This is a genomic window from Arthrobacter sp. SDTb3-6 (assembly GCF_013376095.1).
In the GTDB taxonomy this organism is placed as follows: Bacteria; Actinomycetota; Actinomycetes; order Actinomycetales; family Micrococcaceae; genus Specibacter.
The window spans coordinates 1-1,364 of the sequence record NZ_JAAMFN010000109.1 but is presented as its reverse complement, the minus strand read 5'-3'; the positions used below and the strand labels follow the sequence as shown (position 1 = coordinate 1,364).

General features: G+C 60.6%; 1 protein-coding gene. It reads left to right on the top strand.

The window, feature by feature from the left end; all coding sequences use genetic code 11:
• Nucleotides 1-98: 98 nt before the first annotated feature.
• Nucleotides 99-1,361 (top strand): hypothetical protein, encoded by a 1,263-nt coding sequence (locus tag G6035_RS19505; RefSeq protein ID WP_176618759.1) that lies wholly within the window; start codon nucleotides 99-101, stop codon nucleotides 1,359-1,361.
• The last annotated feature ends 3 nt before the right edge of the window (nucleotides 1,362-1,364 follow it).

Below are 1,364 nucleotides of genomic sequence, written 5' to 3'. Positions count from 1 at the left end.
CGGGACAAGCTCGCGGCTGGGTGACGGCTCGCGTCAGCCGGGCCCGCTGAATCCAGGAATCATTGCCTCTCGGCGCATCTCGCTGCAAACTTGAAGTCGTGGCCACCAAAACCAGGACAGTCGAGGAACTTCTGGCCGAACTCCAACGCTTGGCAAGGGTCAAGACCAGTGCCGAGGACGACCATTCGATGAGTTTCCGCCTTCCGCTTGATCTCGTTCGTCCAGAATCAAAAATGCTGGCTGTGACTCAAGCTGTCGTCGATGCGATGAACGGGTTAGAGGAAGCACTCGAGCGGGATCCGAGCTTCGAGCACATGGACAAGTCGACCGACACGCTCCAGGATTTCATCGCCCGGGCCTGGGCTGACCCCGAGACCGATCAGGTTCAGCAGTACATCACGAAGCACTCCCGCGAACTGCTCGAGCTCGTCTGCTTCCTCCCAATCGAATATCTGGCCATCGATACCCCCGCTACGTTGCTCGGGCTGCAACTCCTGCCCGTCACCGACTCAAGCATTCCAACCACAACCGCGCCGTGGTTCGATCTCGCGCCGCCCATCGGCTGCGTGGCCGCGATCCCCGTCACGGGCACCAACCTCGGAAAAATGGCCGAGAGAGCACAGACTCTCCTAGCGCATGCCCTCCGTGTCGCGCGCGTTGGGCTGCGTGACCACAACGGGATCAACGACCGCCAGCTCAGATTTCGACCTGCCGTCGCCTACGCCTTCAGCAACAATTTGTCCGGATGGCGATCCCGCGGCGATATCGCGTACGAACTTACACTGGGGCCGTCCAGCCTCGACAGCATAAGCAACGGGCCAGTCTGGACGATGTCAGCGACCCCCGTGACAGACATCCACAAGAAGGCCGATCTGGCACTTCGCTGGATGGAACGCGCTCGGTTCGCCGACGAACCACTCATCGCGCTCCTTTACCTCTTCTTTGCCCTCGAAGCACTACTTGGCGACACGTCCGAGGGGCTCAAGGCAGACATGCTGGCCTTCCGGCAGCTCGTCCTGAGCCACGTCGTGTCCGGCGGATTCCGGGAACCGAACGCCACCTGGTTCCTGTACTCTCGTGTGCGCTCCGCCGCAGTGCACGGCGAAGAACCTCCGCCCGTAGACGATGCGATTGTCGACAGTTTCGAATGGGCCGTCCGAGACACGCTCAACGAGTACTTGACCTTCGCAAGCACCCAAAACATCGGCAGGAGGGGAAAGCTCATCAAAGCACTCACCTCGCATCCGGACGTCCCAAAGCTCGTGGATTGGATCCGCACGAACGCCGGAAACGACTGGGAGGCCTACCTCGAGAAGGCGCTACTGATCGCAGAACACCCGACTGAACAACTTCACGATTGACCG